This window comes from Sphingopyxis sp. MWB1 (assembly GCF_000763945.1).
GTDB lineage: Bacteria > Pseudomonadota > Alphaproteobacteria > Sphingomonadales > Sphingomonadaceae > Sphingopyxis.
Genome location: NZ_JQFJ01000001.1, coordinates 168,614 through 194,345, shown reverse-complemented (window position 1 = coordinate 194,345; position 25,732 = coordinate 168,614). Strand labels below are relative to the sequence as shown.

Below are 25,732 nucleotides of genomic sequence, written 5' to 3'. Positions count from 1 at the left end.
CGGAACACGTCGCGCGGCTGGCGGGGCGTGCCCAACAAGCATTATTGGCTCGTTTGTCTCCCGCGTCGCCATTGCCGCTTTCCCCCGTGATGATAGCGTCCGTAATAGCCCCGTCATCGCTTTTCTTTTCGTGCGCTCACCCCCCAGATCGCCCCCTAAGCCTTCGGCGGCCGCGTCAGATGTGTATAAGAGAACGACCATAGATCGTGTCGTTGCCCGCACCCCCAGCGATCGTCTCGCTGTCGTAGCTGCCGTACAGCACGTCGTTGCCGCTGTTCGCAGCGACGGATCGGCTGACCAACTCGGCATGATTCCAAGTCGTACCGTCGGCAAAAACGACCCGTTCCACGCGGTTGTCGCCGTTGACCATCGTTTCCTTGATCGTGATCGAACCGCCGTCGATGAAGGTTAGCACCAGATCACGGCCGCCGTTCGCCTGAGAAACAATCACTTCGCTTGGCAGGATGCCATCTCCAAGATGAATGGCGTCGTCTCCACCCCAACCTCCGTTGCCGTTGTAATCTTGGATTGTATCGTTGCCGTCGCCAAGATCATACACGTATATGTCATCGCCGCCGTTACCCGAAAGGATGTCGTCGCCAGTTCCGCCCACGAGGATATCTGCTCCGCTACGTCCCTGAAGGATATCATGACCCTCATAACCGAAGAGCGCATTCCCTTTATTGCTTGTAGCTGCGCTGATTACGTTGTCGCCTTGATCGCCAAAAATGGCGTCGCGCATGATGAGCGAGTAGATGTCACCTGACGACAGGCTGCTGGCGTTCGTCTCGTCATTGATCATACCAGCGAGGTAGCGCTGAAAATAATCGGCCTGTCCGTCAAACAGAGCTTTGCTGAGATAAGGACTAAAGTCAATTAGCCGTTCTAGAGCAGCATGTTGCTCGCTTTCGCTCCCATCAAGAAGAACGGTGGCCAGACCTAGGAAGAGATCAAGGCGTCCGTCTAGCGTATCGGTTTCATGATCATAGCTAAACACCGCGAAAGCCGATAGCGAGTGCTCGAAGAAGTTGGGTTCGTTCCCGGCGATCATTTCCAGCGCGAAATAAGAGGTGCTGGCTTGAACAACAAAACGGCTGAACATCCCATCGATCAAATCATCAAAAAGCCTGTCGATGATTTGCGCTCCGCCGGACGTGACGACCTGCTCCCAGAAGGGTTCGCCCCAAAATGCCTCCAGAATAGCAAGTTTATCATAATCGACGATGCTGCCCCGGCTGCCTGGAGCGTAACCGGTGGGATTGACCCATTGCTGTACCAAGTCCGTAAACTGCGACCGTAGCGCCCCTGCGGACAGGTTGTCGCTTGAACGGACCAACGCTTCAAGATCGGCGCGAAGAGCGCTGTCGAGGGATGTTGCAACTGCGAGATCCTTGACGGTGCCATAGCCTCTAAGATTGGGAAGCCAGAGTGCAGTTTCTACATACTCAAAGCCTTCGGGCGGAACGTAGACCGTCTGCTGGGCGTTCACTGAAAAATATACGCTCTCCGCAGTTGTCGAGTGCCCGTCCGCGAAATTAACAGCGCCTGATCTAGCGACATAGTTTCCAGCTCTCGTCTGACCGACCGCAACAGTGTTAAGATCCAACGATGTGATTCCGACCTCCTGCAAAGTTACAAGCTCATCGGCGTCGGTCAGTCCATCACCGTTCAAATCCCGCCAGACCTTCAGCGAAGCGAACTCGGCGTCGGCCGCGTCAATCCGTCCATCACCGTTAGTGTCGAGAAGGCCTAGTGCATCGAAGCCATCGACGTTCTGGCCACCGAATAGCTCGCTGCCGTCATCGATGATGCCATTGCTGTTGCGGTCGAAGACGAGGAGACCGTCGTTTCCACGGACCCATCCCGTCCTCTCGCGATATCCATCTCCTTCGAAATCGAAAAAGGCTTCCGACTCGGACGCGGAAGTCAGCTCAACACCGTTGCCGTCGAGGTCGATGACAATCGGATCGATCGGAATAGGGGGGCGGGATCCAGGGGGGCCACCTGCCGGGCGACCAGGATTTGGGGCCCAAGGCGGCGTGGAGCCGGGATATCGCGGATCTCCCGGAAGTGGCGGCCGATTGGGATCGTTGGGGTTTGGATTTGGGTTGTTCGGATCATTCGGATCGTTCGGATCATTCGGATCGTTCGGATCGTTCGGATCGTCGCACTGTCCAGGCCCACCATTTGGGTTGCGATCAACGTTGTCCCGATAATCTCGGGCTTGTTGCCTAGCATTCTCGGCTGCGCTCTGAATGCTAGCGACCTGCGGGTATTGCGCAATGGCAGTACCAGCGACTTTTCTGCCAGCATTCACATATGCCTGACCCACAGCGGCATGCGGTAGGCTGCTTATTCCTACAGCGCTCGCAAAGTCCCCCATTCCAGGCCGGAACGGCGTGCCGTCCATATTGGCCGAAAGGCCTTTGCCTATGAAACCGCCCATGCCCGGATAGTTTTCCAGGGACCGAACAAGTCCCTTCACAGTGTCAGCCAAGTTCGATCCATCACTCGGGCAGGTCATAATAATCTCCCATAATTTCAAATATGTAAGAGCGACATCGCTATTCTGATCATAATATATTCATCATATAAATGAAAAATAAAACTGTATTTTAATAAAAATATGCTTCAAACTCAATTATATTCATATTAATAGGTATATATACGGCAATTAATTTGAATTTTACAGTTTTAACATTTTTTTAATTATTGATGAATAGAGCATATCCCTAACCCGTATGCTTGAGTTTGCATCCTCGCCGTCTGGAGCAAAAAGATGTCCTTAGTTGCAAGAACCGTGGCTTTATCCCTGTTGCTGGCAGGATGCGCTCAAGCCACTGCGAGTGAGCTCGATAGCCGGGACGATCTTCATTGCGCGATAGCTGCCCACACAATTGAGATAAATTTGGGTGAGTCATCCAGCAAACTTGATCGCCAAGCCATGCGTGCTCTACGCTCTTGGTATTACTCAAAACTTCCAAAGGAAAGATTGGCAGAGAGCGCCGCAGTGATTGCGGCCATGAGAGCCGATCCAGGCAGCGTACAGAGCTTGTGGCAAAAATGTTTGGACCGCGTGGAGGGTGATGCCGATTGGAATAATTGGGCGGCTTCCGTGGCCCGAACGAAGGATAGCGCGCCATGAAGCTTCGGCAATAATTGCGGTCAGAGAGCATTTCGCTGAGCGTCACCGTTCGCGTCCCGCTTCAAGGCGAGCCTTTTCAAGTGGACTGATCAGATAGCTCAGGATCGACCGGAGGCCAGTCCTGATGTCTGCGGTTACGCTCATGCCCGGTGTAAGAGTAGACCTCACCCCATCGCGGTCTATAAATGTTTGCTCCAAGGTCACGCGCGCAACATAGACCAAGCCGAGCTTTTCATCGGCCACGGAATCGGAGCCGATGCTCTGGATTTTACCTGGGAGGGTGCCGTGCCTGGTGAACGGAAACGCTTCGAGCTTCAATGCGACGGGCTGGCCTATGCGAACGAAGCCCGCATCCTTGTTCAAGACCTTGACCTCTGCGACCAGTTTACCGTCGCTCGGCACCACCACCATGATAGGTTTGGCCGCTTCCAGTACACCGCCAATGGTATGGACCGTAAGTTGGGCAATCGTGCCGTCAACTGGGCTTACCAGACGTTGCAAGCTCGATCGCTGACGAGCCTTCCTCAGTTCTTCGCGTCGCAGCGTTGCTTCCGCCTCCGCCCTTGTTAGGTCGGTCAGTATGCGTGATCTAGCCTCCGCTTCGGACTGCATGATTGCACCCTGCGCAACATGAATCTGAGCCGACGCTTTGCTCGATGTTTGGAGTGCAATTTCATAATCGCGACCGGTAGCCAGGCGCTGGCGGCGCATCTCGATTACTTTTAGTTTTGAGACAAAGCCCTTCTGCAAAAGCGCTTCATTCGCCGCGATCTGCTCGTCCAGTAGCGGCATGGTCTCGGCGAGCTTGGCTACTTCCACGTCAGCCTCACCGCGTGCCGCCACAGCCGCCTGCCACTCTGCTCGATGCCGGACAGTGGTTGCTCTGATGTCCTCAAACTGAGCGCGTGCCAACGCCTCTTGGCTGCGCGCAGTCTCAAACGCCGTTCCGGGCGGCGCTACGAAGGCGACGCCGTTACCGTCTAGGGCGGAGATGATTGCGCGAGCGCGTGCTGCGTCGAGTTGAGCCACTTCCAGCGCGCGTTCAGCCTGCACCGCTTCTGCAGAAGACATGGTGGGGTCCAGTTCGATCAACGTTTCGCCTTTGCGAACCCGTTCCCCGTCTCTCACCAGGATATTGCGAACTACTCCGGCTTCCGCGGGTTGAATGACCTTGACGTGGTCAACCGGGATGAGGCGTCCGCTAGCGGAAGCGACGACGTCTACCTTTCCGAAGGTCAGCCAACCGATTGCAAGGGCGAGACCGGCCAGCATGATCCAGGCGGTCGCACGGGCTGTAGGTGATACGGGCCGTTCAACGATCTCGAGCGCCGCCGGAAGAAACGTTACCTCTTCTGTGCGAAGGAGGCTCTTCGACCTCGCTTTGTCCGCAGCCACGGCGGAACGCATTATACTCCAATGGTGCGCGAGGCCCGTCATGTGCTTAAATTCCGGCTACCGGTCTGCCGCCGATGGAGACTGGCATACCGACCATTCTGCCGCAGTAACTCATCGTGGCTCCCCACTTCGACAATGCGGCCCTTCTCCAATGTCATTATCCGATCGCACTGTCGGATTGCCGATAAACGATGCGCGATGATTAAGACGGTGCGTCCCTGTGCCATCGCTTTGAGATTGCCTTGGATGATTTCTTCGCTTTCCGCATCAAGGGCAGATGTCGCCTCATCGAGTATCAGAATGCGAGGCTGCGTCACGAGTGCCCTGGCGATCGCCAACCGCTGGCGCTGCCCTCCCGAGAGGTTGACACCGCGTTCCTCGATGAGGGTATCGTAACCGTGAGGCATCGAAAGGACAAACTCGTGAGCTCCCGCGAGTTTGGCTGCGGCCATCACGCGATCAAGAGGCATCGCTGGGTTTGCCAAAGCGATATTTTCTCGGACGGATCGGTTGAACAGAAGATTTTCCTGCAACACGACTCCGATCTGCCGACGCAGCCATGCCGGATCGACCTGGGCGATATCGACCCCGTCGATATAAATGCGACCCGATGCCGGTGTATAAAGCCGTTGCAGCATCTTGGTCAGGGTAGACTTACCCGATCCTGACGATCCGGCAATGCCTAGTGTTCTGCCTGCAGGTAATTCGAAATCGATTTCATCCAATGTCCACGGCCCGTCCGGCGCATAGCGGAACCTCACCCCTGAAAACCGCACAGCACCTTTCAGCGCTGGCAAAGCCACTTTCGAGCCAGCGCCGGGTTCGACGGGCGTGTTCAGGACGTCCCCGAGTCGATCTATCGACAACCGGACCTGCTGGAAATCCTGCCAAAGCTGCGCCATCCGGATTACCGGCCCGGACACCCTTTGTGCGAACATATTGAAGGCAACCAACCCGCCCACTGTCAGTGTTCCTACGATCACTTCACGCGCGCCGAAGAATAGGATGGCGGCAAGGCTGAGCTTGGAGATGAGCTGGACGGCCTGGCCGCCCACGTTGCCAAGATTGATGACGCGCTGATTAGCGGCGCTATAGCCCGCCAGTTGCCGTTCCCAGCGATCCTGCCACTGCGGCTCGACCGCAGCCGCCTTCACCGTCTGCATACCTGATACGCTCTCGACGAGCAGGGCGTTGTTCGCGGAACCTCGTTCGAATTTCTCGTCGAGCCGGCGGCGCAAAGGGCCAGTGACGAGAAGCGAAACAACGATATAGGCAGGGATCGTTGCTGCCACAATCCAGAACAGGGTCGGCGAGTATATCCACATCGCAACGAGGAAGACGACCGTGAAAGCAGGATCGACTAACACGGAGAGCGATGCGTTCGTCAGGAATTCACGGATGGATTCGAGCTGACGCACCCGCGTTACCGTGTCGCCGACTCGGCGACCTTCGAAGTAGGATAGCGGTAGTCCCATCATGTGGCGAAACAACTTGGCGCCAAGCTCGACATCCAGCTTTTGACTTGTTTCGGAGAATAGCCGCGTGCGCAGCCATCCGAATATGACTTCCCAAGCGGAAACAATCACGAATCCGATTGCAAGGACTTGGAGTGTCGCAAGAGTGTTGTGGACAAGTACCTTATCAATGACGTTCTGGAAGAACAGGGGCGCTGCAAGCCCTAAGAGGTTCAAGGCCAAGGTAATCAAAAGCACTTCACCGAACAGCCGTCGGTAGCGCACAATTTGGGGGATGAACCATGTGAAGTCGAAGCGGCCTGCTAAGCCCCCGGCGGCTTCTCGCGTCGTCAGCAAGATCACTTCGCCGGACCAAATGCCTGCCAGAGCGCATTGCTGCACTTTCTCAACGGGCTGGCCAGGACGTTGGATTAAGGCTTCAGAAACGGTAACACGGCCGATCACGAACCAACCGCTCGGCCCACCGGCGACGACAGGCAGAGGCAATCTGCTCAGCTTATCAAATGTAACTTGCACGGCCTTAGCCCGCACACCTTGTTGCCGCTTTGCTAACCGGAGAATGTCATCGGCTATCAATGGCCGCTCATGCCCCAACTCATGCCGTAGCTGGTCTGGATCGACAGCAATTTTGTGGATTGCCAGGACCGTGGCCAGCGCCACCAAGCCCGACTCAGAGTTGCCTGCAAATTTGGCTTGCGCCCCTTTGGTCAAGACTAATCCCCACGCGCGCCATCCACTTAGCATCGAAGATGCCATCTAAGTAGTCCACGAACCCAATTGCCCGCGAGAATGCGGATATCTGGCTACACTGCGCGAACAATTTCAAAGTTACACAACATGCTGGCGCTGTCTAGGAGGAAATATATTCAAATTGAACCTAACGCCTGTTGCGACCGGATGGGACGAATAAATTGGCAACAGGGGGTGCGCTGCCATTCATATAACATACGCGTTGTGAAAATCTGGACGAGGACCGGCTCGCAAGGTTCACACCTTGATCACCAGCCCTGTCTCCGTCTTAATCGACGTTGCCGCTTGATATCGACCTCCAGACGAGACCCGTGCTCGGCTAATCCACACCCCGACTTGTACCAAATATTCTGACAATGGAAAAAACTCAGATGGATGTTTCCAGCGAGTTATAACATCGGTGTGCCCGCGAAGGCGGGGGCGACGCCTTGTTGCCTGGCCCTTGTTACCGCACCAGACGATATTGAAAATTCAGCGTCAGCGTGTTGCCGACCTGTCCTGGTTCGACCGGAGTCGAAACCTTCGCGTCCATCGCCGCCATTCCGCGGGCATAGGGCATGGGCGGCTGCGGTCCCGAAAAACCGCCTTCGCTCAAGGAAACCAGTTCGGCGCCGCGATATCCGGCCAGCCGCGCATAATCCGCCGCCTTGGCTTCGGCGGCCTTGATCGCCGCGCCGCGCGCGCCGACCAGCATCGCGTCGGGGTCCTTCATCGCGAACCACGGCCCTTCGATATTGGTTCCGCCGGCTGCGACCAGCGCATCCATCAGCGGTCCCACGCCATCGACCTTGCCGGTCGTCGCACGCACGCTGTTCGTCACCTGATAACCGATGAAGCGCGGCGGCTGGCCGTCGCTGCGATTATTATAGTCATATTGCGGCGACAGGCTGATGCCGCTTGTCTGGATATCCTCGGGCTTGATGCCCTGTTTTTTGACGGCGGCGACCAGCTTCTCCATGGCGGCGGCATTGGCGCGCATCGCCTCGACCGCCGTGGGGGCGTTCGTCTGGACGCCCGCGCCAATTGTCGCCTGATCGGGACGCGCGCGCACTTCCTCGCTGACGCTGAAGCTCAAAATCGGTCCCTGGCTCGCTGCTACCGTCACATTCGCTCCTCCCTGCTGCGCTACGGCGGGTGTCGCCGCGATCAGCGCCGCGCTGGCGGCTACTGCGCTAAATATACGCTTTTTCATCAAAAAACCCTCCTGTTGATCCGGGCGTCCGGCCCATTGGCCTGTCTGTTCCCGTAACGCAGACGGATCGGACGCGTTCCTGCCTTGCCCGCGCCGCGCTTGCGCCCGGCTGAACGTCTCGCTAGCGAACCGTTCATCATGGCAGCACCGATTTTATCATATGAAGGCCTCGGCCTTGTCCAGGGCAGCGGATGGCTGTTTCAGGACCTCGACATCTATATTGGCGCGCGCGACCGGCTCGCGCTGATCGGCCGCAACGGCGCGGGCAAAACGACTCTGCTCAAATTGCTTGCCGATCGAATCGACCCCGACAAGGGAAAGCGCACCATCGTCCCCGGCACCCATGTCGTGCTCCTGGAACAGGAACCCGATTTCACCGGCTACGCCACCTTGATGGACTATGCCATTGGCGGCGACCACCCCCCCCAGGAATTTGAAGTCGCCGCCATCGCCGACCAGCTTGGCATCGACATGTCGCGCGAAGCTGCCAGCGCATCGGGGGGTGAGCGTCGCCGCGCCGCCATCGCCCGCGCGCTCGCGCAAAATCCCGATGTCCTGCTGCTTGACGAGCCGACCAACCATCTCGACCTTGCCGCCATCGACTGGCTTGAAAACTGGCTGTCGCGTTTCGGCGGCGCCTTTGTCGCGATCAGCCACGACCGGACCTTTCTCACCCGGCTCACACGCCAGACACTCTGGCTCGACCGGGGCAGCATCCGGCGCAAGGAAATCGGCTTTGGCGGCTTCGACGCGTGGATGGAGGCGGTGTTCGCCGAAGAAGCCCGCGCCGCCGAAAAGCTCGACGCGAAGCTGAAGCTGGAGGCGCATTGGCTCGAACGCGGCGTGACGGCGCGGCGCAAGCGCAACCAGGGGCGGCTGGAAAAGCTGATGGAAATGCGCGCCACCCGCGCCTCCATGATCGGGGGCCCCGGCGTCGCCAAGCTGGGCCTTGCCAATGATGATGTGCGCTCCAAATCGGTGATCGTCGCCGACGATATTTCTAAAAGCTTTGGCGACCGCCCGATCATCCGCAACTTCACTTTTCGCATCCAGCGCGGCGACCGCATCGGCATTGTCGGCGCCAATGGCGCGGGCAAATCGACCCTGCTCAAGCTGCTGACCGGTGAAATTCAGCCCGACAGCGGCGAGGTCACCCTCGCCCCCACGCTCGACGGCATCGTCATCGATCAGCAGCGCAGCCTGCTTTCGCCCGACAAGCGCGTGCGCGACGTCCTCGCCGACGGCGGCGACTGGATCGAGGTGCGCGGGGTCAAAAAACATATTCAGGGCTATTTGAAGGAATTTCTCTTCGAACCCTCGGTGGCCGAGGCCAGCGTCAGCGCGCTGTCAGGCGGCGAGCGCTCCCGCCTGCTTCTCGCGCGCGAATTTGCCCGCGAATCCAATCTGCTCGTCCTTGACGAGCCGACCAATGACCTCGACCTCGAAACGCTCGATCTGCTCCAGGAAGTGATCGCCGATTATCAGGGCACGGTGCTGCTCGTCAGCCACGATCGCGACTTTCTCGACCGCACCGTCACCGTCACGCTCGGCCTCGACGGGTCGGGCAAGGTCGATATCGTCGCGGGCGGCTATGCCGATTGGGAAGCAAAGCGCAGCAGGCCCGCGCCCGCCAAAAGCAAATCGACGAGCAGCGCCGCCCCCACCCCCGCGCCGCCGCCGCAACAGCGCAAGAAGCTCAGCTACAAGGATCAGCGCGACTATGATCTGCTTCCCGGCCGGATCGAGGAAATTGAAGCGGACATGACGCGCATCGAGGGGGAATTGTCGGACGGCAGCCTCTTCACCCGCGACCATGCGAAATTCACCGCGCTGACCGAAACACTCGAAACCCTGCGCGCGGAAAAAGCGGCAGCCGAAGATCGCTGGCTGGAACTGGCCGAAGAGGTGGAAAATCTGGGTTAGGAAGCCAACCCGCTTCCTGCCCCTCCCCCTTCGTCATCCCTTCCCCTTCGTCATCCCTTCCCCCTTCTCGTCATCCCGGACTTGATCCGGGATCCACGACGACGGCCCGGTAATGGATTCCCGATCAGGCCGGGATACCAAGGCAGGCCATAGCCCCCGCGCCCCTTCACCCCGTCCCGTAGAATCGCACCAGCCGGTCGAGCGCCAGTGTCAACACCACCCGCCCCGACCGCGCGGGCCAGCCCAGCGCCTTTTCCGCCCCCGCCATCGCCTCCCCGCCGCAAATCACGCGCCAGCATATGTCGGCCAGCCCCGGCCCCGCCGCCTCCAGCGCGGCATGAAAGCGGCGATGCGCGTCGATACGCGCCAGCGAGGCATCGGCGGCGCGCGCCCCACCCCGCACCCGCGCGGGCGGCGCGGCATCCCAGCGCATCGTCACCCGCGCTGCCAGCCCCGCCCGCTCATAATCGGCGCGCAGCCGCTCGCCCGCGCGATATTGCGCCTCGGTCAGATATCCGCGTGCCGCAAGCCAGCCGAGCGGGCTTTCAGCGACATTGACCCGCACATGCCGCATCAGCTGCGGCCCCGCCTTGCCGGGTTCGATCAGATCGTCGGGATGAATTCGGCTCTCCAGCTTGCGGGCGATCATGGCGTCTCCTCTTTCGCGCAACTCCACCCCCGCTTGACAGCGGCAAATTTTATAGGAAAGAAGAAACCAAATTGGTTATCCAAGGGACCGCCATGATCAACAGCATCCGCACCGTGCGCCGCGCCAAGGGCCTCACCCTCGAAGAGGTGGCGCAGCGCTGCTCGCCCGCCACCACGGCCCAGACCATCGGGCGGCTGGAAACCGGCACCCGCACTCTGTCGCTGGACTGGATGAACCGTATCGCCGCCGCGCTGGACGTGGACGCATCCGAACTGGTGCGGCTGCCGCAGGACACGCAGCTTAAAATCACCGCGCATCTCGGCGCCGACGGCGCGCACGCCTCCACCAGGGTCGAAGAAGCCCTCACCGCGCGCCCAACCGAGGGTATGCTGGCGGTGCGCGTCACCTCCTCGATCGGCGATTATCGCGCGGGCGATGAAATCTGGTGCCGCCGGATCGAGGGCGACTGGTCGGGCGCGCTCAACCGCGACCTGCTCGTCCCGCGCCCCGCCGGGCGCTTCATCTTTGCGCGCCTGCTCAATGTCGATGGCGAGAAGCTGCACCTGCTCCCGCTCGGCGCCGGTCAGCGGCAACAGGTCGTCAGCAATCCGCCCTGGGCCGCAGTCGCCACCCGGTTGATCCGCACGCTTTAACATAATCTCAGCGCCCGCTGCGCTATCGGGCCGGCTTTCAAGGAACGCCATGACCGCCCCGCTTCGCATCCTGTCCATCGCAACGCTTTTTCCCGACGCGGCGCGGCCCAATTTCGGCCTGTTCGTCGAGCGCAGCCTGCGCGTCCTCGCACAGCAGCCCGGGGTCGAGCTTCTCATCGTCGCGCCGATCGGCCTGCCGCCCTTTCCGCTGTCGCTTCACCCGCGTTACCGCGCGCTCCGTTCGCTCCCGCATCGCGAAAGCTGGAATGGCCTTAAAGTCCTGCGTCCCCGCTTCCCTTTGCTCCCGCGTGTCGGCACGCGCATCAACCCCGCGCTCATCGCCCGCGCCGTGCGCCGCGCGATCGGAAACCGGGAATTTGACGTCGTCGACGCGCAATTTTTCTACCCCGACGGCCCCGCCGCCATGCGCGTGGGCGCGGCGCTCGGCCTGCCCTATTCGGTCAAGGCGCGCGGCGCCGACATCAGCCATTTCGGCCACGCGCCGGCCAGCGCGCCCCAATTGCGCCGCGCCGCCGATGGAGCCGCAGGCCTGCTCGCCGTGTCCGACGCCATGCGCCGCGACATGGCCGCCATCGGCATCGATCCCGCTAAAATCACCGTCCACTATACCGGTATCGACCGCAGCCGCTTTTGCCCCGGCGACCGGAGCGAAGCCCGGCGCGCCCGAGGCCTTGGCGACGCTCCCGCGCTTCTGACCGTCGGCGCGCTCATCCCGCGCAAGGGACAGGCGCTCGTGATCGAGGCGCTGCCGATGCTACCCGAATTTCATTACTGGCTCGCCGGGTCAGGCGAGGAGGAAAGCCGCTACCGCGCGCTTGCGGCCCGGCTGGGTGTTGCCGAGCGCGTGCATTTTCTGGGTCCGGTCGCCAATGCTGATCTTCCCGCCCTCTACCGCGCCGCCAATATCGTCGTCATGCCGTCGGTCAGCGAAGGCCTCGCCAACGCCTGGGTCGAAGCGCTCGCCTGCGGCACGCCCATCGTCATCAGCGATGCGGGGGGCGCCGCCGAACTGGTGACCGCTCCCGACGCCGGGCGCATTCTTTCCGAACGCACCCCCGCCGCCATTGCCGATGCCGTGCGCGCGCTTCATGCCGCGCCGCCCTCCCCTCAAAGGGTGGCAGCGAGCCTCGAAGGCCGCTTCGACTGGGACCGGAACGGGCGCGAACTCGCCGCACATCTGCGCCGCTGCGCGCGGCGCTGACGCGCATCAGACGTCAAACGTCAGACCACCGCACCGTCATCGTCGCGCGTAACCCGCTCGGCACCCTCGGTCGCCGCAGTGGTGCGCGGGATGAAGCTGTCGGGGCCGACCTTCAGCCAGACGAGGATCGGCGCCGACATATAGATGGATGAATAGGTACCGATAACAATGCCGAGCAGCATCGCCGCAGTGAAGCCGAAGATCACATCGGGCCCCACCCACAGGAGAACGGCGAGCGCGATCAACATTGTAAAGCTGGTCATCACCGTGCGCGCCAGCGTCTCATTGATGCTGAGATCGAGCAGCGGAATGATTTCCATCTTGCGATATTTCTTCAGATTCTCGCGGATACGGTCGAACACCACAATCGTATCGTTCAGCGAATAGCCGATGATCGTCAGCAAGGCGGCGACGATATTGAGGTCGAACTGCATCTGCGTCAGCGCAAAAAAGCCGAAGGTCAGCGCCACGTCGTGGAACAGACCGAACAAGGCCCCCACGCCAAACTGCCATTCAAAGCGGATCCAGATATAGATGGAGATGGCTACCATCGCGAGCAGCAGGCTGAGCGCGCCGGTGCGCAGCAATTCGCCCGAAACCTTGCCCGACACCGTCTCGACCGATCCGGTCTTTGCGGTCGGAAACGCCTTTTGAATGCCGGCTACAAGCTGTTGTCCGGCACGGTCCGCCGCCGTCTTGTCCCCTTCGGGAAGCGCCGTGCGGATCGACACCGCCTGATCCGAACCAAATTGCTGGATTGTCGCTTCGCCCAGGCCGATCGCGCCGACCTTTTCGCGAATCTCGTCGATTTTCGGCATCTGGCCGGTAAATTCGACCCGAACCGACTGGCCACCGACAAAATCGACGCCCAGATTCAGCCCGCGCGTCGCGACCAGCGCGATGGAGGCGATGATCATCAATATGCTGATCGCCATCGCCACATGGCGCCATCTCAGAAACTGGATATTCGTGTCTTCGGGGACGAGTTTCAGCAAACGCATGGGATCGATCCCTCTTTAAATATTCAGCGTGGTCGGCCGCGTCTTGTGCAGCCAGCGGGCGGCAAAAAGGCGCGTGACGGTCACGGCGGTAAAGACGCTGGTGACGATGCCGATGGTCAGCACCACGGCAAAGCCCTTGATGGGGCCAGAGCCGAACCAGAACATCAGCGCCGCGGCGATGACATTGGTGATATTCGCATCGAAAATCGCGCGGCTGGCTTCGGAATAGCCCAGCTCGACCGCCTGGAACACCCGGCGCCCGCGTTTCAATTCCTCACGAATACGCTCGTTGATCAGCACATTGGCGTCGACCGCCGCACCGATGGTCAGTACGAAACCTGCAATCCCCGGCAGTGTCAGCGTGGCGTTGAACGCCGCCATGATAGCGATGATCAGGCCGATGTTGAACAGCAGCGCGATATTCGCATAAATGCCGAAGCGCCCATAAACGGCGATCATGAAGGCCAGCACCGCAACGGTGCCGATGATCCCGGCAATCGCGCCGCGGCGGATCGAATCGGCCCCCAATTCGGGAGTCACGGTGCGCTCCTCGACCACTTCCATTTTCACCGGAAGCGCGCCAGAGCGCAGCGAAATGGCCAGGCTATTGGCACTCGCCACGGTGAAACTGCCCGAAATCTGCGCACTTCCGCCTAAAATCGGTTCATTGATCGACGGCGCCGACAACACTTTACCGTCGAGCACCATCGCAAAACGCTTGTTCACATTTTGCGCGGTGACGCGCGCGAAGGTGCTCGATCCCGCCGAATCGAAACGGATGCTCACCACCGGCTGGTTCGATTGCGGGTCAAAACTCTGTTGCGCGTCGAGCAGCTGGTCGCCGCTGATCATCACCTGACGGCGCAGCACCTCAAAAGCCGCGCCATTGCCTTCGCCTTCGGCATAAGGGACAATCTCGCTGCCCACCGGAACGCGGCCCGCCAGCGCTTCATTGGGGTCCGCATTGGCATCGACCATGCGAAATTCCAGCCGCGCGGTCTTGCCGATCAATTCTTTCAGCGCCGCGGGGTCCTGCAAGCCCGGCACCTGCACGACGATACGGTCATCGCCTTCGCGAATGATCGTCGGCTCACGCGTGCCCAGCGCATTGACGCGGCGGTCGATAATGTCGCGCGCCGTATCCATGGCATTGGCCACCGCCTGCGTGCGCCCCGCGCTCGTCGGGGTCAGCACGATGCGGGTGGTATCGACAACATCGACGTCCCAGTCGCGCTGCCCGGTCAGTCCCGCGCCCTGCGTCACGCTGAACAGCCGCTCGCGCGCGGCATCCAGTTGCGCTCCGTTGCGCACAAGGAAGCTGATCCGGCCATTGGCATTGGTCAGCTCGCCAATGGCGATATCATCTTCCGGCCCCCGGTCCCCGCGCATGGCTGCACGGACGGTCTTCTCCATATTCGCAAGCTGCGTCTTTTCCAGATCGGCAAGATCCGCTTCCAGCAACAAATGGCTGCCGCCCGCCAGGTCAAGCCCCAGATTGACCTTCGCCTGGGCAAAGCCGGGCAGGCTTTCAAACTGCTTTTCGGGCAGGAAGCTGGGAATGGAAAAAAGGACGCCCAGCAGCAATATGATGCTGATACCGATGGTTTTCCAGCGAGGAAAATCGAGCATGGATGGTTTCCGCTTGCCTTTAGGGGGAACCGCGCCGCCGATCGGGCGGCCCGGTGCGCCGTCAATCGTTGGCGGGCTTGCCGCCGGGCTGCAGAACGTCCGACAGGGTTGCCTTCACAACCTTGATCTTCACGCCCTGCGCAATTTCGACATCGGCGAAATCATCGTCGACCCGCGTGACCTTGCCGACGATCCCGCCGCCGGTCACGACCTGATCGCGCGGCTTCACCGCCGCAATCTTGGCCTTATGCTCCTTCATCCGCACCTGCTGCGGGCGAATTAGGAAGAACCAGAATACGACAAAGATCAGCAGATAGGGCACCAGCATCAGGAAACCGGCTGCCCCGCCCCCCGATCCGGCCGCCTGGGTCAGAAGCAATTGCATCGACATGAATGTATGACTTTCCGTTCAGCATATGCGGCCCACCCCTCACCGGACAGGCTGCACAGATATGGCGCGGCGCCTATCACGCAGCGAAAGGACGCGCAACCAATGGCTGATCGCGGCCCACTCCCGTCCAGGCGCGCCCAAAATGGCGATGATCGCGCGCCGGTCAAGGGCGAAGGGCGTGCGTCCGCCGCTTTGGCGACCCCGGCGGCGCCTTATCGCATCTTTGCGCGAGGATGGCCTTGCATCGCATCGCAAGCCGCGCTAGGGGCCTCGCCTGCCCAACAGGGCCGGTCGGGACGTAGCGCAGCCTGGTAGCGCATCACACTGGGGGTGTGGGGGTCGGAGGTTCGAATCCTCTCGTCCCGACCAATTTTCCAAAGCCTTATTCCAACACCCCTTGCGCGCCGCGCTTATTGGCCGCCCGGAAAAGGCAGGATAATCTCGCCATCTTCCTTTTGAAACTGTGCCGGGGCCCGCTCAAGCAATTCCAGCACCTGTTCGGACGGGCGACATAGCTTCACCCCCTTGGGCGTCACGACGATCGGGCGATTCACCAAAATAGGATGCGCGACCATCGCGGCGATCATCGCCGCGTCGGACACGTCCTCATCCACCAGGCCCAGCTCCGCTGCGGGTGTCCCCTTTTCGCGCAGCAAGGCGCGCGGGCGCACGCCCATTGCCGCGCACAGCTGCTCCAGCTGCTCGGCGGTCCACCCCGCGCGGCGATACTCAATCACCTCGGGCGCATATCCCGCGGCCTCGATCATCGCCAGCGCGTTGCGCGATGTCCCGCAATCGGGGTTGTGATAGATGGTGACAGGAAAATCGCTCACAGCCTTGCCTCCCCTTCGGCGCCCGCGCCCTGCCGCGCCGCCACCGCGCGTCCGCGTTCATACCAGCCCTTGGACCGGTTAACGATCGCGACGACCGACAGCATCACGGGCACCTCGATCAACACGCCCACCACCGTCGCCAGCGCCGCACCTGATTGCAGGCCAAACAGGCTGATCGCCGCCGCGACCGCCAGTTCAAAGAAATTGCTCGCGCCGATCAGTGCCGATGGTCCGGCGACGCAATGCGCCTCCCCCACCGCGCGATTGAGCAGATAGGCGAGCCCGGCGTTGAAATAGACCTGGATCAATATCGGCACCGCCAGCAGCGCGATAATCAGCGGCTGCGCGACAATCTGCTCGCCCTGAAAGCCGAAAAGCAGCACCAGGGTCGCAAGCAAGGCGGCGAGTGACAGGGGCGACAGCCGCGCCAGCAGGCGGCCGAGCGCCACCTCCCCGCCACGCGCCAGCATCATGCGCCGAATCATCTGCGCCAGCACCACCGGCACGACAATATAAAGCAGCACCGACAGCATCAGCGTGTCCCACGGCACAATGATCGCCGCCACACCCAAGAGCAGCGCAACCAGCGGCGCAAACAGGAACAGCATCAGCACATCGTTGAGCGCCACCTGGCTCAGCGTATAGCTCGGCTCGCCCTCGCACAGGTTCGACCACACAAAGACCATCGCCGTGCACGGCGCCGCCGCCAGCAGGATCAGCCCGGCGATATAGGAGGATATCTGGTCCGCCGGCAGCCATGGCGCGAACAGCCAGCCGATGAAAATCGCCCCGAGCAGCGCCATGGAAAAGGGCTTCACCGCCCAATTGACGAACAGCGTCACGCCAATTCCGCGCCAATGCCGCCCCACCTTGCCCAGCGCGGCAAAATCGATCTTGAGCAGCATGGGAATGATCATCAGCCAGACCAGCAGCGCGACCGGCAGATTGACCTTGGCAATTTCCGCCGCGCCAATGGCGGCAAAAATGGCGGGCAGCCAATGCCCCGCGGCAATCCCGACGACGATGCACAGGGCGACCCACAAGGTCAGATAACGTTCAAACAGCGTCACGCCTTACGCTCCTTTTCACAGCAATTTTGCGCCATTTCGGCGAGGGGGGCGCAGATTTCGGCGCGCCCTCCACAACAATCGGCGACCAGAAAGGTGAGCAATCCGCTCATCGCTTCATAATCGGCGGCATAGATGATCTGGCGCCCCTCGCGGCGCGAGTGAACCAATCCCGCATGCGACAGAATGGTCAGATGGGTCGACAATGTATTGGGACGCACGCCAATTTCGCGCGCAATATCCCCGGCGGGCAGGCCGTCCCCGCCCGCCCGGACGAGCAGGCGGAAAACCGCGAGGCGGTGCCCCTGCGCCAGCGCCGACAGCGCCTCGACAGCATCGGGAAGCAGCATCAGCAGCACGCCGCCTTGGGCGGACAGCAGGCGCCCGCGCCTTCCGCCCCGTCCCCGTCCCCGTCCCCGTCCATCATCGCTACGGGAAGCTGCTCATCCTCGCCATAAACGGTCGCCTCGCCCAGCGTATGAAAGCTTTCCCAGCGCACCCCTGCGGGATCGGTGACCCAGCTCTTGTCCGATTTGGCATAGCAACAAGTCGTCGCTTCCTGATCGAAGGTCACATCGCCCGCCGCCTTCAACCGCGCAGCGAGCGCCGCCAGCTCCTCGCTGCTCTCCACCTGAATGCCGACATGGTCGATCCCCGTCGCACGGGCCCGCGCCGAAATGGCCAGATTGACGCGCGGGTCGTCGAGCATCCATTTGGCATAATCGCCCTTGGTCACGCTGGGCGGCGCGTCGAAAAGCCGCGAATAAAAGGCAATGGCAGGCTCCAGTTCGGCCACGCTGATATGCATGTGCAAACGCTTCATGATGCATTCTCCAAATGATTCGATAGTTCGACTATCATCGAATCATTGAAGTGGCAAGCTAGCTTCACCCTTTGCCCGCGCTTCCCGGCAAAGGGAGCCGCACCCCGGCGAAAGCCCGCTGGGTTTGAAAAGCCCGCCTCCCCCATCCAAAACCACTGGCCACCGCCCGCGCTTCGGGGCTAAAGGCGCGCATGGAATTTGCCGCCGAAACCATTGCCTTGCTGATGGCCATCGCCTTTATCGCGGGCACCATCGACGCGCTCGCGGGCGGGGGCGGGTTGCTCACCATCCCTGCGCTGATGGCGGCAGGCGTTCCGCCCGTCGCCGCGCTGGCGACGAACAAGCTGCAAAGCATGATCGGCACCTCCTCCGCCTGCTATACCTTCTGGCGCAGCGGCCATGTCGATCTCGCGCGCTTCGCCTGGCCGGTCGCCGCGACTTTTGTCGGCTCGGCGCTCGGCGCGACCGCGGTTCAGTTCGTCGCATCGGACTTTCTGGCCGCCTTCGTTCCGGTGCTGCTCATCGCCATGGGGCTCTATTTCCTTCTCGCCCCGTCGATGAGCGATGTCGACCGGCAGGCGCGCGTCGGTCAGGCCGGATTGACCCTGACCACCTTCGCCATCGGCTTTTACGACGGCTTTTTCGGCCCCGGCACCGGCTCCTTCTTCACCCTCGCCCTGGTCGCGCTCGGCGGGCTGGGGCTGGTGCGCGCCATCGGCAATGCAAAGCTCCTCAACCTCACCACCAATATCGCGGGGCTGGCCGCGATGGCGCTCGGCGGCCATGTTCTCTGGCTGCTCGGCTTTGCGATGGCCGCTGCCAATGTCGCGGGCAACCAGCTCGGCGCGCGGCTGGCGATCCGCTATGGCGGACGCGGTGTGCGCCCGGTGCTCGTGCTGATGTCGGCCGCGCTGACGATAAAATTGCTGAGCGACCCTACCAACCCGATCTGGTCGCTGTTCTAGGCCGCAATACCTCTGTTTGGCCGCAATTTACGGGACGCCAATCGCGCGCCCCTCTCCTAGCCGCAGCTTCCCTACACAATGGAGCAGGCAATGGATCTTCAAGGCAAAACCATCATCATCACCGGCGCCAGCAGCGGCATCGGCGCCGCCGCCGCACAGCTTTTCGGAAAGGCCGGCGCCAATCTCGTCCTCGGCGCCCGCCGCGCGGCGGAACTGGAAAGCACGGCGCAGGCTGCCCGAAACGCGGGCGCGAACGCTATCATCCTGGCGGGAGACGTATCCGAATATGGCTATGCCGACGCGCTCGTCGATCTCGCCCGCACCGAATTTGGCGGCCTGGACGGCGCCTTCAACAATGCGGGCATCGTCGGCGATATGCTGGCCGTCCCCGATATGTCGATCGCGAACTGGGATCAGGTCATCGCAACCAATCTGACCAGCGCCTTTTTCGCGGCCAAGGCGCAAATTCCCGCGATGCTCGAACGCGGTAGCGGCTCGATCGTCTTCACCTCCTCCTTCGTAGGGGTCAGCAACGGCGGACTGGCAGGGATGGGCGCCTATGCCGCATCAAAGGCGGGGCTGGTCGGGCTGGTCAAGTCGCTGGCCTCAGACCACGCCGCAGCGGGAATTCGCGTGAATGCCCTGCTTCCCGGTGGGACGGTCACCCCGATGGGCGGCGAAGGCGACGCCGACCTGCTCGCCTTTGTCGCGGACCTCCACCCGATGAAGCGCATGGCCAGCGCGGCCGAGATCGCCGAGGTCGCGCTGTTCCTGCTCTCCGGCCAGTCAAGCTTTGTCACCGGAACCGCGATGCTCGCCGACGGCGGAATTTCGGTACGGCTGGTCTGAGCGGCCGCGGCGCGGGCGCCACAGGCCCCGCGCCATCACGGCCGCAGCACCAGCTTGCCCACCACCTCACGCCGTTCGATCATCGCAAAGGCGTCGCGCCAGTCTGCCAGATCCATCGCCGCATGGACATGCGGGCGCAGCCGCCCCTCGGCGATCAGCCCGTCGACCGCCGCGACATTTTCCGCGCCGCGCGCCGGAAAGCGCCTTCCATATTCGCCCGCGCGCACGCCGATCACCGAAAATCCCTTGATCAGCGGCATATTGGCCGAAATCTCCGGAATGCGGCCCGATGCAAAGCCCACGACCAGCAAGCGCCCGCCAAAGGCGATACAGCGCACCGATTCGTCGAACGCATCGCCCCCCACCGGATCAAAGATCACATCGGCTCCCGCCCCGCCGGTCAGCGCCTTCACCTCGTCGCGAAAGCCCGGCGCCCCGCCAATCACGGCCTCGGGCTGGTGCAGTGCGGCGATGGCTTCGCGCTTCTCCGCGCTGCTCGCCACGGCAACAACCCGCGCGCCCAGCGCCTGCCCCAGATCGACCGTCGCCAGCCCGACGCCGCCCGCCGCACCGTGAACGAGCAAAGCCTCCCCCGCCTGCAACTGGCCGCAGCGCACCAGCGCGACATAGGCGGTCAGATAGGCGACCGGATAAGCCGCTGCCGCATCCCAGTCGAGCGCGGCAGGCTTGGCGCGCAGCACGGCTGCGGGCACGACAATATATTCGGCCATCGCCCCGTAACGATTGCCGCCCACCACCGCATCGCCAACGCGCCAGTTGCTCACCCCGTCGCCAACCGCTTCCACCTCGCCTGAGAATTCCATCCCCAGGGTGAAAGGAAGCGGCGGCTTGAGCTGATATTCCCCTCTGGTCATCAACAAATCGGGAAAATTCACCGCCGCGGCGCGCACGCGCAGGCGCACTTCGCCCGGCCCCGGCGCGGGCATGGGGACTTCCGCAAGGGATACACCCCGATAATCACCCGCCAATTCCCGCACTTGCAACGCCCGCACCCGTCTCTCCTTTCCTACATTGATCCAATATGGTTCATTCTGATCTCTATCACGAACCAAAGGAGATCTTATGTCGCCACCCCTCTCCCCGATCCGCGAGGCTGACGCCCTGATCGATGCCGTCATCGACCGCGAGGGCGGATATGTAAACCATCCAGCCGACCGCGGCGGCCCCACTTGCTGGGGCATCACCCAGGCCGTCGCCCGCGCGCAGGGTTATGACGGACCGATGCAGAAACTGCCGCGCAGCGTCGCCGCTGATATTTATCGCCGCGTCTATTGGCTGCGCCCCGCTTTCGATCAGGTGGGGGCACGCGCGCCGCGCATCGCCGCCGAATTGTTCGACACCGGCGTCAACATGGGCACCGCGACGGCCACCGGCTTTTTGCAGCGCGCGCTCAACGCGCTCAATCGCGCGGCGCGCGATTATCCCGATATTGCGCTCGACCGTCATATTGGCCCGCGCACGCTGTCGGCGCTCGATGCCTTTCTGCGCGTGCGCGGTCGGCGCGGCGAAACGGTGCTGCTGCGCGCGATGGAGGCGCTTCAGGGCGAACGCTATATCGCGCTCGCCGAACGGCGCCCCAGTCAGGAAGCCTTTCTCTACGGCTGGCTCGCGAACCGCCTCGCCGATGATTGACGCATTTGCGCCCGCCATTGGGCTGAACTTTACTGAACTTTGACGCAAAAGGAGGCCAGTTATGAGCATCATCGACGGGCTGATCGGCCCCATCGCCCGGCTGATCGACAAGATCATTCCCGACCCCGAAGCGCGCGACCGTGCCAAGCTCGAATTGCTGAAACTGGAAAGCAGCCAGGAAATGGAAACAATCCGCACCCGCATGAGCGCGATCATCGCCGAAGCGGACAGCCAGGATCCGTGGACCAGCCGCGCACGCCCCAGCTTCCTCTATGTCATGTATGCGCTTTTGCTCTGGGCCATCCCCATGGGCCTGATCGCCGCCGCGCGCCCCGATATGGCGCGCGCCATTGCCGAGGGGATGAACGCCTATCTTTCGGGCATCCCCGAACCCCTCTACGCGCTCTTCGGCACCGGCTATCTCGGCTACACCGCCGCACGCGCCTGGGGAAAAGCAAAAGGCGCAGGCGGATAGAAGTTAAAGGCTTTGTCACAAACGTCATTGCGAGCCCGGCAACGCCGGGCGAAGCAATCTCCAGCAAGCGGCCAATCCCGACCCAGCTTGCCCCCTTTACTCTCCCCGATGTGACAGATGCACCCCGGCGATAACCGGGGTGCACGCACCCTAGCTCTGCCCTGTCCGAACCCGGCCCTCGCCGGGACAAAAGTTAATCCCAATGATAATAACCCCGAACAGCCTGAAACTTCGGCCCCGGGGCGCTTATTCAGCAGGCGGCTTGCCATGCGCCGCCGCCAGTCCCACGGGCTGCTCCAGCAGCAGCAGCGGCTGCGACGTCACCCCCTCGCCCCAATCGGCGGTGAGTTCGATCCGGTCGGGACCATGGGGGGTCAGCGCGACATCGACGGTCCGCTCGCCGATATGAAAAGCGAAAGAAAGCCCGTTCAGCCCGCGCCGCACGGGCTGGCGCTCGACCTGTCCACACCAGCCATCGCAGCGGACCATTTCGACCGTCTCGCTCTCGCTCCCTTCGGGCAGGCGCAGCTCGACGCCCTGATAGGAATCGCTGCTATCAGCCATGACAACATTGCCATAAGTGCCCGGCGCAATCTCCCAGCCCTCGGCAGAGGTCGCCGGATCATCGCCCCCGCCCGAACAGGCCGCGAGCAACAGCAAGGGCATGGCTGTCAGCGCGGCGCGCATCGTCACGCCGCCAGCGCCGCCTTGACCGCCGCGACCGCTGCGTCGCCCGCGCTGCCATCGGGGCCGCCGCCCTGCGCCATGTCGGGACGGCCGCCGCCGCCCTGTCCGCCCAGCGCCGCCACGGCGAGCTTGACCAGATCGACCGCATTGGCGCTGGCATCACCCGCGACGCCGACCGCGACCGAGGCGCGGCCATCATTGACCGCGACGAGCATCGCGACGCCGCTGCCAACCTGTTGCTTCATATCGTCGACCGCGCCGCGCAGCCCCTTGGGGTCCAGCCCTTCGACGACCTGCGCCAGAAATTTGGTGCCGCCAATCTCTTCAATCGCCGGGCCGCCGCTCGCGCCGCCGCCGCCGCCCCCACCGCCGCTCAGCGCGAGCGTCTTTTTCGCCTCGGCCAGTTCGCGCTCGGCTTTCTTCAGCGCATCGGCCATCGCCGCCACGCGCGCGGGCACCTCTTCGGGCGAGGTTTTCAGCGTCGCCGCAACAGTCTTCAGCGCCTCGTCGCGCGCCAGCAGCCATTGCCGCGCCGCCTCGCCGCTCAGCGCCTCGATCCGCCGTACGCCCGACGACACCGCGCTTTCGCTGATGATCTTGAACAGGGCGATATCGCCCAGCGCCTGCACATGCGTGCCGCCGCACAGCTCCACCGAATAGCTGGCGTCATCGGCGCGGCCCATGCTCAGCACGCGCACTTCATCACCATATTTCTCGCCAAACAGCGCCATCGCCCCCGCCGCAATCGCATCGTCGGGGGTCATCAGCCGGGTCGTTACCGGCTCATTCGTCCGGATATGCGCGTTCACCTCAGCCTCGATCGCGGCGATTTCCTCGCCCGTCAGCGCCTTGGGGTGCGAAAAGTCAAAGCGGAAACGGTCGGCCGCCACTAGGCTGCCCTTCTGCGTCACATGCTCTCCGAGCTTCTTGCGGAGCGCGGCATGCAGGAGGTGCGTCGCGCTGTGATTGGCGCGAATCCGGTCGCGGCGCTCAGCGTCGACGCTCAGATGCACCGTATCGCCGATCGCGACGCGCCCGCTTTCGATGGTCGCCTGATGCGTGTGCAACCGGCCCAGCGGCTTGCCCGTATCGGCCACAACGGCTTTCAGCCCACTTGCGGTACTGATCGTCCCGGCATCGCCCATCTGGCCGCCGCTCTCGCCGTAAAAGGGCGTCTGGTTGGTCAGGATCACCACCTTGTCGCCGCTCTCCGCTGCCCCGACATTCGCGCCATCCTTGACGATGGCGATCACTTCGCCCTCGCCCTCGGTCGAGCTATAGCCGGTGAATTCGGTGCTGCCCTTGGCTTCGGCGAGGTCGAACCAGATTTCATCCGACGCCTTTTCGCCGCTGCCCTTCCACGCCGCACGCGCCGCCGCCTTTTGCTGCGCCATCGCCGCGTCAAAGCCTTCGCGGTCAACGCCAATGCCCTGCGCACGCAGCGCGTCTTCGGTCAGATCATAAGGGAAGCCGTAAGTGTCATAGAGTTTGAAGGCGACATCGCCGGGCAACACCGCGCCTTTGTCCATCCCGCCCGTCGCTTCGTCGAGCAGGCGCAGCCCCTTGTCGAGCGTCTGGCGGAATTTGCTTTCCTCGCGCTCCAACGTTTCGGCAATCAGCGGCTGGGCGCGGATCAACTCAGGATAGGCCGCCCCCATTTCGGTCGTCAGCGCGGGAAGCAGCCGGTACATCAGCGGGTCCTGCGCCCCCAGCAGATGCGCGTGCCGCATCGCGCGGCGCATGATCCGGCGCAGCACATAGCCGCGCCCTTCGTTCGACGGCAGCACCCCGTCGGCAATCAAAAAGCTCGCCGCGCGCAGATGGTCGGCAATCACGCGGTGGCTCGCTTTGCGCGCCGCATCGGCGGGCACGCCGGTCAGATCGACCGAGGCAGCGATCAGCGCCTTGAAGGTGTCGGTGTCATAATTGTCGTGGACGCCCTGCATCACCGCCGCGATACGCTCCAGCCCCATGCCGGTATCGATGCTGGGGTGCGGCAGGTCGCTGCGCACGCCATCGGCCTGCTGCTCATATTGCATGAACACCAGATTCCAGATTTCGACGAAGCGGTCGCCATCCTCATCGGGCGATCCCGGGGGGCCGCCGGGGATATGATCGCCATGGTCATAAAAGATTTCGCTGCACGGCCCGCACGGTCCCGTGTCGCCCATCGACCAGAAATTGTCGCTCGTCGGAATGCGAATTATCCGCTCTTCGGGCAGGCCCGAAATCTTGCGCCACAGATCGAACGCCTCGTCATCGGTATGATAGACGGTCGCGGTCAGCTTTTCGGGAGGCAGGCCCCAGGTGCCGGTGATCAGCGTCCAGGCATGGTGGATCGCCTGTTCCTTGAAATAATCGCCAAAGGAAAAATTCCCCAGCATTTCAAAAAATGTGTGGTGGCGCGCGGTGAAGCCGACATTGTCGAGGTCATTATGCTTGCCGCCCGCTCGCACGCATTTCTGTGACGATACCGCGCGGTCATAGGGGCGCTTTTCCAGACCGGTGAAGACATTTTTGAACGGCACCATGCCCGCGTTAACGAACATCAGCGTCGGGTCATTATGCGGCACCAGCGGCGCCGATGCTTCCACATGATGCCCCTCCCCGGCAAAATAATCGAGGAAGGAACGGCGAATGTCATTGGTCGAGGTCATGCGCGCGAATTAGGGGCTTTCCCCCCATGCGACAAGTCGGGAAACGTCGATAATCGCCATTGCCCCTCCCGTTTAGCGGGCCCTGCCTGCCATCGAGGCCCCGCGCCCCGCAAAATTTCGAAAACACGCCCCCGAAGCCGCCCGTCAGACGCCTGCCGACATGCAGAAAGCGCACCAAGGTCAGCAAAAAGGCAAGAACGGCGGGCGGGCCGATCCTGTGGACATATCCGCAGTATCAAGGGGCAAGGAACCCGCCGCCGTTAGCCGGCCGGCCTCCCCAAGGGAAAACCGGCCGGAA

General features: G+C 62.1%; 22 protein-coding genes and 1 tRNA gene. 8 read left to right on the top strand and 15 right to left on the bottom strand.

Translation table 11 applies throughout. The features are described from left to right. Nucleotides 1–175 precede the first annotated feature (175 nt). The 4 genes from JV18_RS14785 to JV18_RS0100780 form a co-directional block, all read right to left on the bottom strand. Nucleotides 176–2,545 carry a calcium-binding protein gene (locus JV18_RS14785; RefSeq protein WP_144243830.1) on the bottom strand — a complete coding sequence of 790 codons (2,370 nt, stop codon included), beginning with the start codon at nt 2,543–2,545 and terminating at the stop codon, nt 176–178. Between the two features lie 642 nt (nt 2,546–3,187). Next, entirely contained in the window at nt 3,188–4,552 is a 1,365-nt protein-coding gene (locus JV18_RS0100790) for an HlyD family type I secretion periplasmic adaptor subunit (protein WP_235302701.1), read from the bottom strand. A gap of 26 nt (nt 4,553–4,578) precedes the next feature. Continuing rightward, on the bottom strand, nt 4,579–6,726 hold the full coding sequence (locus JV18_RS0100785; protein WP_235302699.1) for a type I secretion system permease/ATPase: 2,148 nt from the start codon (nt 6,724–6,726) through the stop codon (nt 4,579–4,581). A 484-nt stretch (nt 6,727–7,210) separates the two neighbouring features. Continuing rightward, complete coding sequence (locus JV18_RS0100780; protein ID WP_033073030.1) at nt 7,211–7,957, bottom strand: SIMPL domain-containing protein; 747 nt, start codon at nt 7,955–7,957, stop codon at nt 7,211–7,213. A gap of 138 nt (nt 7,958–8,095) precedes the next feature. On the opposite strand from JV18_RS0100780, the gene JV18_RS0100775 reads away from it, so the two are divergent. Continuing rightward, a complete protein-coding gene (locus JV18_RS0100775) occupies nt 8,096–9,880 on the top strand; it encodes an ABC-F family ATP-binding cassette domain-containing protein (RefSeq protein WP_033072978.1) in 1,785 nt (594 codons plus the stop codon). Between the two features lie 166 nt (nt 9,881–10,046). Here JV18_RS0100775 and JV18_RS0100770 read toward each other — a convergent pair whose 3' ends face one another. Next, nucleotides 10,047–10,529 carry a DUF6456 domain-containing protein gene (locus tag JV18_RS0100770; RefSeq protein WP_443027752.1) on the bottom strand — a complete coding sequence of 161 codons (483 nt, stop codon included), beginning with the start codon at nt 10,527–10,529 and terminating at the stop codon, nt 10,047–10,049. Nucleotides 10,530–10,621: 92 nt separating this feature from the next. On the opposite strand from JV18_RS0100770, the gene JV18_RS0100765 reads away from it, so the two are divergent. Further along, nucleotides 10,622–11,182, top strand: coding sequence for a helix-turn-helix domain-containing protein (locus JV18_RS0100765; RefSeq protein ID WP_033072977.1), 561 nt, complete (start codon nt 10,622–10,624; stop codon nt 11,180–11,182). A 49-nt stretch (nt 11,183–11,231) separates the two neighbouring features. Next, the gene (locus JV18_RS0100760) at nt 11,232–12,404 is read left to right on the top strand and encodes a glycosyltransferase (RefSeq protein WP_033072976.1); all 1,173 of its coding nucleotides are present in this window, start codon (nt 11,232–11,234) and stop codon (nt 12,402–12,404) included. 20 nt (nt 12,405–12,424) lie between these two features. Here JV18_RS0100760 and secF read toward each other — a convergent pair whose 3' ends face one another. The 3 genes from secF to yajC all read right to left on the bottom strand — a co-directional run bounded on the left by secF (nt 12,425) and on the right by yajC (nt 15,425). Further along, entirely contained in the window at nt 12,425–13,405 is a 981-nt protein-coding gene (gene secF / locus JV18_RS0100755; protein WP_033072975.1) for a protein translocase subunit SecF, read from the bottom strand. Between the two features lie 15 nt (nt 13,406–13,420). Further along, a complete protein-coding gene (gene secD, locus JV18_RS0100750) occupies nt 13,421–15,034 on the bottom strand; it encodes a protein translocase subunit SecD (RefSeq protein ID WP_033072974.1) in 1,614 nt (537 codons plus the stop codon). Between the two features lie 61 nt (nt 15,035–15,095). After that, a complete protein-coding gene (yajC, locus tag JV18_RS0100745; RefSeq protein WP_052071650.1) occupies nt 15,096–15,425 on the bottom strand; it encodes a preprotein translocase subunit YajC in 330 nt (109 codons plus the stop codon). A gap of 292 nt (nt 15,426–15,717) precedes the next feature. Between yajC and JV18_RS0100740 the strand changes: the two genes are divergently transcribed. Continuing rightward, nucleotides 15,718–15,794: transfer RNA gene (locus JV18_RS0100740), tRNA-Pro, on the top strand. Between the two features lie 41 nt (nt 15,795–15,835). On the opposite strand, the gene arsC is transcribed toward JV18_RS0100740, so the two are convergent. Genes arsC through JV18_RS0100720 form a run of 4 tightly spaced genes read right to left on the bottom strand, consistent with a single transcriptional unit; the run spans nt 15,836 to nt 18,148 of the window. After that, nucleotides 15,836–16,258, bottom strand: a complete 423-nt coding sequence (gene arsC, locus JV18_RS0100735) for an arsenate reductase (glutaredoxin) (protein ID WP_033072973.1) — start codon at nt 16,256–16,258, stop codon at nt 15,836–15,838. Beyond that, a complete protein-coding gene (gene arsB, locus JV18_RS0100730) occupies nt 16,255–17,328 on the bottom strand; it encodes an ACR3 family arsenite efflux transporter (RefSeq protein WP_052071649.1) in 1,074 nt (357 codons plus the stop codon). The genes arsC and arsB overlap by 4 nt, the downstream gene beginning before the upstream one ends. Beyond that, nucleotides 17,325–17,675, bottom strand: coding sequence for an ArsR/SmtB family transcription factor (locus JV18_RS0100725; RefSeq protein WP_033073026.1), 351 nt, complete (start codon nt 17,673–17,675; stop codon nt 17,325–17,327). Before JV18_RS0100725 ends, arsB begins: the two co-directional genes overlap by 4 nt. Beyond that, the gene (locus JV18_RS0100720; RefSeq protein WP_081944631.1) at nt 17,675–18,148 is read right to left on the bottom strand and encodes an ArsI/CadI family heavy metal resistance metalloenzyme; all 474 of its coding nucleotides are present in this window, start codon (nt 18,146–18,148) and stop codon (nt 17,675–17,677) included. Before JV18_RS0100720 ends, JV18_RS0100725 begins: the two co-directional genes overlap by 1 nt. A 191-nt stretch (nt 18,149–18,339) precedes the next feature. Here JV18_RS0100720 and JV18_RS0100715 point away from each other — a divergent pair, with 191 nt between their 5' ends. Together JV18_RS0100715 and JV18_RS0100710 are read left to right on the top strand one after the other, a co-directional pair. Continuing rightward, nucleotides 18,340–19,113, top strand: a complete 774-nt coding sequence (locus JV18_RS0100715) for a TSUP family transporter (RefSeq protein ID WP_033072972.1) — start codon at nt 18,340–18,342, stop codon at nt 19,111–19,113. Nucleotides 19,114–19,203: 90 nt separating this feature from the next. Further along, entirely contained in the window at nt 19,204–19,962 is a 759-nt protein-coding gene (locus tag JV18_RS0100710; RefSeq protein WP_033072971.1) for an SDR family oxidoreductase, read from the top strand. 35 nt (nt 19,963–19,997) lie between these two features. On the opposite strand, the gene JV18_RS0100705 is transcribed toward JV18_RS0100710, so the two are convergent. Continuing rightward, nucleotides 19,998–20,975, bottom strand: coding sequence for an NADPH:quinone oxidoreductase family protein (locus tag JV18_RS0100705; protein ID WP_033072970.1), 978 nt, complete (start codon nt 20,973–20,975; stop codon nt 19,998–20,000). 70 nt (nt 20,976–21,045) lie between these two features. Between JV18_RS0100705 and JV18_RS0100700 the strand changes: the two genes are divergently transcribed. After that, the gene (locus JV18_RS0100700) at nt 21,046–21,615 is read left to right on the top strand and encodes a glycoside hydrolase family 108 protein (protein ID WP_052071648.1); all 570 of its coding nucleotides are present in this window, start codon (nt 21,046–21,048) and stop codon (nt 21,613–21,615) included. A gap of 61 nt (nt 21,616–21,676) precedes the next feature. Continuing rightward, the gene (locus tag JV18_RS0100695; RefSeq protein WP_033072969.1) at nt 21,677–22,090 is read left to right on the top strand and encodes a holin family protein; all 414 of its coding nucleotides are present in this window, start codon (nt 21,677–21,679) and stop codon (nt 22,088–22,090) included. Nucleotides 22,091–22,336: 246 nt separating this feature from the next. On the opposite strand, the gene JV18_RS0100690 is transcribed toward JV18_RS0100695, so the two are convergent. Together JV18_RS0100690 and alaS are read right to left on the bottom strand one after the other, a co-directional pair. Beyond that, complete coding sequence (locus JV18_RS0100690; protein ID WP_144243829.1) at nt 22,337–22,783, bottom strand: hypothetical protein; 447 nt, start codon at nt 22,781–22,783, stop codon at nt 22,337–22,339. Beyond that, nucleotides 22,780–25,434 (bottom strand): alanine--tRNA ligase, encoded by a 2,655-nt coding sequence (alaS, locus tag JV18_RS0100685; protein WP_033072967.1) that lies wholly within the window; start codon nt 25,432–25,434, stop codon nt 22,780–22,782. Before alaS ends, JV18_RS0100690 begins: the two co-directional genes overlap by 4 nt. Nucleotides 25,435–25,732: the final 298 nt, after the last annotated feature.